This window comes from Vibrio jasicida CAIM 1864 = LMG 25398 (genome assembly GCF_000400365.1).
Lineage (GTDB): Bacteria > Pseudomonadota > Gammaproteobacteria > Enterobacterales > Vibrionaceae > Vibrio > Vibrio jasicida.
On the sequence record NZ_BAOG01000243.1, the window covers coordinates 1 to 1,236 of the forward strand.

Consider the following 1,236-nt stretch of genomic DNA (forward strand, 5'->3'; position numbering starts at 1 on the left):
GCCAAGAGCAGCTTCTTGCTCAAGCATCGGATGTAGAAGGCGACGCGCTAACCGCATCTAACCTAGTGGTTGACGGTGATGCAACGGTTACGGTAAACGATGATGGCAGCTTTACCATTACGCCAGATGCGAACTTCAATGGTGACATTGATATCACGTTCGACATCAACGACGGCACCGACACTATTGTTGCAACAGCTGACCTAACGGTTAATCCAGTTAACGACCTACCACAGCCAGAAGATCAAGCGTTCACCATCGGCGAAGATGGCGTCTTGCTGTTCACTGATGAAGATCTGTTAACAGGCGCTACCGACATTGAAGGGGATGACCTATCTGTTGAGGGTGTCACTTACACAGGCGCGGACGGTGTCCTAACTGACAATGGCGATGGTACTTACAGTTTTGCACCGAACGAAAACTTCAATGGTGACGTGAACTTTACCTTCGATGTTTCTGATGGCACGGATACCGTGACCGCGAATATCGATGTGACAGTCACGCCAGAGAACGATCCACCAGTGGCAGGCAGCACGTCTTACACAGTGCATGAAGACAACTCGATCACCATCAGTGATGAGCAACTACTGGCTAATTCGTCTGATATCGAAGGTGATGTTGCGATCAGCAGCGTGAGCTACAGCGGTAACGACGGTGTGCTAGAAATTAATGGCGATGGTACTTACACCTTCTCACCAAACGAAAACTTCAATGGCGATGTTACCCTAGATGTTGTCGTGGTTGACGAGGACGGCGCGGTTGATACAACAACAGCGGGTATTACCGTTCTTGAGGTGAACGATCCACCAATCGCAGGAACAACCAGTTACACCATTGATGAAGATGAAGTCATCACCATCAGTGCAGAACAGTTGTTGGCGAACTCCTCCGATATTGAAGGTGAGGTAGCACTAGATAGCGTGAGCTACAGTGGCAGTGAAGGTATCTTTACCGACAATGGTGATGGTACATTCAGCTTCGCACCAAACGAGAACTTTAACGGTGACGTCAGTCTTGATGTGGTCGTGACTGATGAAGACGGTGCAACTGCGGCAACTAACGCAAACATCGATGTATTGCCAATCAACGATGCGCCAGTATCGGGCAACTTGGCTTACAGTGTCGATGAAGACAATTCAATTACGCTAAGCCAAGAGCAGCTTCTTGCTCAAGCATCGGATGTAGAAGGCGACGCGCTAACCGCATCTAACCTAGTGGTTGACGGTGATGCAACGG

The 1,236-nt window shown here is 49.3% G+C and carries 1 protein-coding gene; it reads left to right on the forward strand.

All coding sequences use genetic code 11. The features are described 5' to 3' along the window. Positions 1–1,236: tandem-95 repeat protein (locus tag VJL_RS27225; RefSeq protein WP_038882487.1), on the forward strand; the 1,236-nt coding region annotated here is incomplete at both ends.